The sequence below is a fragment of the Agrobacterium genomosp. 13 str. CFBP 6927 genome (assembly GCA_900012615.1).
GTDB lineage: Bacteria > Pseudomonadota > Alphaproteobacteria > Rhizobiales > Rhizobiaceae > Agrobacterium.
The window spans coordinates 109121-114273 of record LT009757.1 but is presented as its reverse complement, the minus strand read 5'-3'; the positions used below and the strand labels follow the sequence as shown (position 1 = coordinate 114273).

Annotated in this window: 4 protein-coding genes; all 4 read left to right on the top strand. The window is 60.5% G+C overall.

The annotated features are described in order from the left end of the window. Window positions 1-175: 175 nt before the first annotated feature. Genes AGR13A_RS14900 through AGR13A_RS14885 form a run of 4 tightly spaced genes read left to right on the top strand, consistent with a single transcriptional unit; the run spans window position 176 to window position 5013 of the window. The gene (locus AGR13A_RS14900) at window positions 176-1036 is read left to right on the top strand and encodes a carbohydrate ABC transporter permease (protein ID WP_080840201.1); all 861 of its coding nucleotides are present in this window, start codon (window positions 176-178) and stop codon (window positions 1034-1036) included. Then, window positions 1033-1869 (top strand): carbohydrate ABC transporter permease, encoded by an 837-nt coding sequence (locus tag AGR13A_RS14895; RefSeq protein WP_080837049.1) that lies wholly within the window; start codon window positions 1033-1035, stop codon window positions 1867-1869. The genes AGR13A_RS14900 and AGR13A_RS14895 overlap by 4 nt, the downstream gene beginning before the upstream one ends. Window positions 1870-1878: 9 nt before the next feature. Further along, window positions 1879-2964 carry an ABC transporter ATP-binding protein gene (locus tag AGR13A_RS14890; RefSeq protein ID WP_080837047.1) on the top strand — a complete coding sequence of 362 codons (1086 nt, stop codon included), beginning with the start codon at window positions 1879-1881 and terminating at the stop codon, window positions 2962-2964. A 45-nt stretch (window positions 2965-3009) separates the two neighbouring features. Beyond that, complete coding sequence (locus AGR13A_RS14885; protein ID WP_080840199.1) at window positions 3010-5013, top strand: aldo/keto reductase; 2004 nt, start codon at window positions 3010-3012, stop codon at window positions 5011-5013. Window positions 5014-5153: the final 140 nt, after the last annotated feature.

Sequence of the window (5153 nt, the reverse complement as noted above, 5' to 3'; positions counted from 1 at the left end):
GAGGGTAGAGATATCCGGAGAGCTAGCCCCCTCATCCGACCCTTCGGGCCACCTTCTCCCCCTCGGGGAGAAGAAATAGGCCGCACCGTTTTGCAAAGGCATTCCCCACATAGGGGCGCGCTCTTTCTGAAGCTTTTCCATTTATCCGGCCATCGTCCGGCACATGGAGGTCGTCATGCCGTCAAGGAACAGGATCGCTTATGCGTTCCTTGCGCCCTATCTCCTGATCTTCGCCACCTTCTGGGTCTGGCCGATCATCAGCTCGTTCATGCTGTCGTTCCAGAACACGCGGATCAATCCGTGGCGGTTTGCGCCTTCCATGAACTGGGGGCGGCTGGTTTCCGATCCGGCCTTTTATAATGCGCTTTATAATACGCTGATCATTCTGGTCATTCAGGTGCCCGTGATGATCGCGCTCGCCACGGTCATGGCGGTGCTGTTGAATTCGCCGCTCCTGAAGGCGCGGCCGCTTTATCGCTTTGCCTTTTTTGCGCCTGTCGTCGTCGGCGAGGTGGCCTATGCGGCGGTGTTCCGGCTGATGTTCAGCGCCGATTTCGGCATCATCAACAAGCTCATCACCTCAGTCGGCCTTTCGCCCATCTCGTGGTTCGACAATGCCAACGCGGCGATGGCGCTGGTCATCATTGCGGTGACATGGCGCTGGGCGGGGTATAACGCCATCATCATTCTCGCCGGGCTGCAATCGATCCCCGGCGACGTCTATGAAGCGGCGACGCTGGACAAGGTGAGCAAGCGCCAGCAGTTCTTCCACATCACCCTGCCGCTCCTCAAACCCATCATCCTCTTCTGCGTTGTCCTGTCGGTCATCGGCACCATGCAGCTGTTTGCCGAACCCTTCCTCATCACCAACAGGGGTGGGCCGGGCGGCGGCACGGAGACGCTGGGGCTGTTCCTTTACCGGCAGGGCTTCACCTCGCTCAATTTCGGTTACGCCTCGGCCATTGCCTACACCATGGCGGCGCTCGCCATCGCCATTTCACTCCTCAATCTCTGGGTCGGGAGGGAGCCAAAATGAGATCGAAATCGAGATCGCTTTTCTGGCAGAAGATCGCGCTGCATGCGGCGCTGACGCCGCTTGCCATCATCTGGCTGTTTCCGCTGTGGATGATGTTCGTGTTCTCGACCATGCCGGATTACGGCATTTTCAGCCCGGACATTGTTCTGGTGCCATCCACCAATTTCGTCGAGAATTTCAACAATCTGCAGGCGGATACCAATTTCCTCAGGGCCATGTTCATCTCGATCACCGTCGCCGTCATTTACACCGCCCTTTCGGTGTTCCTGACGTCAATGGCCGGCTGGGCGCTGGCGCGTTATCGTTTTGCGGGACGCGGGGTGGTGATCGCCATCATTCTCGGCACCATCACTTTGCCTTTTGCCGTCGTTGTCATTCCGCAATTCATCATGGTGGCGCGGGAATTCAAGCTCGCCAACACCTGGGTGGCGCTGATCGTGCCGCCGCTGTTCAACTCGCTCGGCGTACTGTTCATGCGGCAATCCTTCTCGATGATGCCGACGGAACTTTTTGACGCGGCGCGAGTGGAGGGCGTCAAGGAGTGGCAGATATTCCTGCGCATCGCTTTGCCGCTCGCACGGCCCACCATGGCGGCGCTGTCGATCATTCTCTTTCTGGCCTCGTGGAACAATTATCTCTGGCCGCTTCTCATCAATTCCCGCCCAGGAATGATGACCGCACCCGTGGCGCTTGGCACCCTCATCGGGCTCACCAAAGTGTCATGGGGCGGCATCATGGCCGGCGCGGTGCTGCTCACCGCACCCATTCTCGTGGTTTTCGTGGCTTTGCAGCGCCACTTCATCGCCGGCATTTCCGCCGGGGCAGTCAAGTAAGGAGGCCGCATGGCGGAACTTTCGCTCAACAACGTGGTCAAGCGTTACGGCGCGCTGGAAGTGATCCATGGCGCAAATCTGGAGGTAAAGGACGGGGAGTTCGTCGTTTTCGTCGGCCCCTCCGGCTGCGGCAAATCCACGCTTCTCAGAATGATCGCCGGGCTGGAGGATATTTCCGGCGGTGATATCGTGATCGGCGGCAAGACGGTCAGCGATGCCGATCCGGCCGATCGCGGCATTGCCATGGTGTTCCAGTCCTATGCGCTTTATCCGCATATGACGGTGGCCGAAAACCTCTCCTTCGGTCTCAGAATGAACGGTAACCCCAAGGCCGATACGCAAAAGCGGGTCAACCGCGCCGCCGAAATCCTGCAGATAAACGAGTTGATGCAGCGCCGACCGAAACAGCTTTCCGGCGGCCAGCGCCAGCGCGTGGCCATCGGCCGCGCCATCGTGCGCGAACCGCAGGTCTTCCTGTTCGATGAGCCGCTGTCCAACCTCGATGCGGAATTGCGGGTGCAGATGCGCGTGGAAATCTCGCGGCTGCACAAGCAGCTCGGCACCACGATGATCTACGTGACGCATGACCAGACCGAGGCGATGACGCTGGCCGACAAGATCGTGGTGCTGAGGGCCGGCAATATCGAACAGGTCGGCGCGCCGCTCGATCTTTACGACGATCCCGCCAACCGCTTCGTTGCCGGTTTCGTCGGTTCGCCGAAGATGAATTTTCTGGAAGCCACCATCGTCGGCAGCGGCGCGGAAGGCGTTACGCTCTCCCTCGACAGCGATCCTGCGGTGCGGCTGAGCCTGCCGGTCACGGCCGGTTTGAACGAGGGAGCCAGGGTCTCGCTCGGCATCCGGCCTGAACATTTTGCCGATGCGGGCGCGGGCGATGCCGATCTCACCGTTCATGTCGATGTCGCCGAACATCTCGGCAATACCAGCTATGTCTATGCCCGTACCGAAGGCGGCGAGCAGCTCATCATCGAGCGGCCGGAATCGCGCGATGTCGGCAATCGCGACCGGCTGACGGTCGGCCTCTCCGCCCGCCGGGCTTTCCTTTTCGACAGCAAGGGCGACCGCCTGCGCTGAACCCTTTCCCAAGCACCCAAGACTGATATGAAGGACGAGGATTTCATGACGACCGTACAACCGATCCGCTGGGGCATCATCGGCCCGGGCACCATTGCCAGAACTTTTGCCGATGGTATCGCGCATTCCCGCACCGGCAGGTTAGAGGCCATCGCCACCCGCAATCCGGACAAGCCCGGCCTTGCCGAGGCCTTTGCCGGTGCGCGCATCATCCATGGGTACGATGCGCTGCTTGCCGATCCCGATATCGACGCCGTCTATATCGCCACACCCCATACCGGCCATGCCGAATGGGCGATCAAGGCAATCCGGGCGGGTAAAAACGTGCTGGTGGAAAAGCCCATTGCGCTTTCCGCCTATGATGCCGACGCCATTTTCCACGAGGCGAAAAAGGCCGACGTCTTCGCGGGCGAAGCCTATATGTATCGCCTGCACCCGCAGACGGCGAAACTGCTGGAACTGGTGAAAGCCCGCGCCGTCGGCGATATCCGCATCATCCGCTCCAGCTTCGGTTTCAACATGGGCTCGTTCCGGGCCGATCACCGGCTTTTCGCCAATGAAAAGGCGGGCGGCGGCATTCTCGATGTCGGTGGCTATCCGGTTTCCATGGTGCGGATGATCGCCGGCGCCGTGGATGGAAAACCCTTTGCCGAGCCGGAAAAGGTTGCGGGTGCGGCGCATCTCGGCCAGTCGGGCGTTGATGAATGGGCCTCGGCCGTGCTGAAATTCGCAAACGGCATCGTCGCCGAAGTCTCTTGCTCGATCATGGCAGCGCAGGACAATGTGCTGCGCATCATCGGCTCGGAAGGCCGTATCGAGGTCAAGGATTTCTGGTTCGCCGCCGGCCACAAGGGCGGCACCGGGCGGATCGATATCATCAGGGGCGACAAGGTGGAAGCCATCGAGCTGCCGGAGGATCGCTGGCTTTATTCCTTCGAGGTCGACGCGGCCGGCGAGGCAATCCGGCAGGGTAAAAAGGAATTCGATGCACCCGGCATGGCCTGGGCGGACAGCCTCGGCAACCTGCGTGTCATGGATCAGTGGCGGGCTTCCGTCGGTCTGGAATACAACATTGAAAAAGCAACGTCGCGCATTGCCAATATTACCGGCGGCAAGGTCGTGGCCGGAAACGCAGTGCCGAAGCGGCAGATACCAGGCCTTGCCAAGCCCGCTTCCGTGGTCGCGCTCGGTTTCGAATTCTTCCCCAACTTCGCCTCCGCATCCCTGACGCTGGATGCCTTTTACGAGGCGGGCGGCAATCTCTTCGATACGGCCTATGTTTATGGTGCAGGAAAGACCGAGGCGATTTTCGGTGACTGGCACACCAGCCGCAACGTGCCGCGCGAAGAGATCGTGCTGATCGGCAAGGGGGCACATTCGCCGCTCTGCTATCCTGATATGATCGCAAAGCAGCTCGATCAGTCGCTCACGCGGCTGAAGACGGATTATGTCGACGCCTATTTTATGCATCGCGATAATCTGGAGGTTCCGGTCGGCGAGTTCGTCGATGCGATGGATGCCGAAGTCCGGCGCGGGCGCATTCGCGGCATTTTCGGCGGTTCCAACTGGACGCGCGAGCGCATGGATGAGGCGGCCGCCTATGCTGCGAAGAACGGCAAGCAGGCTCCGGCCGCGCTTTCCAACAATTTCTCGCTGGCGGAAATGCTCGATCCCATCTGGGCGGGCTGCGTCGCGGCATCGGACGACGAGTGGAAGGCTTGGCTGCAATCACGCCAGATCCCCAATTTCGCCTGGTCCAGCCAGGGGCGCGGTTTCTTCACCGACCGGGCAGGGCGCGACAAGCATGACGATGAAGAAATCGTCCGCGTCTGGTATTCCGACCGCAACTTCGTCCGCCGCGACCGGGCAATCGAGCTTGCGCAGAAACTCGGCCGCCACCCGATCCATATCGCGCTCGCCTATGTCATCGCCCAGCCTTTCCCGGTCATTCCGCTGATCGGGCCGCGCACGATTGCGGAGCTGGAGGATAGTCTTTCGGCGCTGGATATCAGGCTGACGGCCGAGCAGGTGAAGTGGCTGGAGGCGTGAAAGACAATGAGGCGGCGGGTTTATCCGCCGTCTCAACGATATTGGGCAAGACCTTGCCGCCCTTTTCTTCTCCCCGCCGAGGAGAAGGTGGCCCGAAGGGTCGGATGAGGGGGCTAGCTCTCCATATATCTCGACCCTTG